The following is a 1,147-nucleotide window of genomic DNA, read 5'->3' as shown; positions in this document are numbered from 1 at the left end:
GCGGTCAACGAGCCATCGCCGAGTTGGGACAGAAGGGCATCCATCCCGACAAAGCGGCTGAGTTGATTCTGCATGCCATAGATAGCCCGGCTTTGCGCAACGTCGCCCTGCACAATGAGCCAATCCGTGGGGCGCATTTTCGAAAATACGGTACCGTTTGGGAAGGTGAAAATGGGCGCGTTGAGAATGACCGCCTCGAGCACCTGCGCATCACTCGGCGAGTGATCAAGTCCAGAAGACGTCCCGGCAACTGCGAAAAACCGATTCGGCCAAGTGGGGCCGGGCATCGATGCATACCAGTTGTCGCAGACGCCGAACTCGCGGGCAAGAAAATTCAAGACGGGCAGTTGGTCGGGCCTGAAGGCACTGAAAGCATCGGCGACGGTGTCGCCATGGTCTTCGTATGTGGCGGCAAAGCCGGTGGTCGAGGGGTCCACGGCCAGCGGGGGGTAGCCGGAGGCGCCGAGCACCAGCGTGTCGTTCCTGACAGTGTCGGCACTCGCGACCGAGAGGCCACACAATTGCACAGCGATGTCGGAAAACTCGTGCCCCGGGTCAAAGCCCAGCGCGTAGGGTGAGCCGTGGCCTAGTTGATAAGAGGCGCCAGTTCTGCCGAAATTGATAATTGGCTGAGCGGGCAATCCGATGGCGTTTGTCGCACCGCCGCCGGGCGATGTGCCAGTGAAATTCGACAGACCAAAGATGGTGTCGTAGGAGCGGTTCTCGAGCATGAGAACGAAGACGTGCCGTATTTGCGACATCGTGGCCCCTTGAAAAGGCTAACGAGGCTCCGCCTCAGACCGACGAGTGGTACGGGTGACTGCGGAGCGCTGGCGGTGTAAGGTGGCTCCGGCCGAGCCGGCTGGGACGTGCCCAGCGATGTACGAGCTCGAAGCTCAATGGGTGCAAGGACCCGTGGACGACCGGAGCCAGTGATGACGTTATCACAGAGTGTGTGCGAAGTTCTGCGGGCTCACGTCGTGCTCGAGAGCGAGTGCATCGATCGGATGTACCTGAACGTGTACGTGCCACAGTTGCAGCGCGTAGGCGGCGTGGTGTGGTACCTGCGGGGGCATCTCGGTCAGCGCTTCGCCTCGACCGCGACCGTGGCGCCCAAGACCGTGGCCTTCGTGGCAAGCATCGAGAA

At 61.2% G+C, this 1,147-nt stretch carries 1 protein-coding gene and 1 pseudogene; one reads left to right on the top strand and one right to left on the bottom strand.

Translation table 11 applies throughout. The features are described 5' to 3' along the window. Window positions 1–731: alkaline phosphatase family protein (locus AWB81_RS43320; protein ID WP_327373563.1), on the bottom strand; the 731-nt coding region annotated here is incomplete at its 3' end. A 204-nt stretch (window positions 732–935) separates the two neighbouring features. On the opposite strand from AWB81_RS43320, the pseudogene AWB81_RS43315 reads away from it, so the two are divergent. Continuing rightward, window positions 936–1,147: pseudogene (locus tag AWB81_RS43315) on the top strand (hypothetical protein); the annotation flags it as partial.

Source organism: Caballeronia arationis, from assembly GCF_001544975.2.
Taxonomy (GTDB): Bacteria; Pseudomonadota; Gammaproteobacteria; order Burkholderiales; family Burkholderiaceae; genus Caballeronia; species Caballeronia arationis.
Note: the sequence above shows the minus strand (reverse complement) of the source record. Positions and strands in the feature narration are given on the sequence as shown.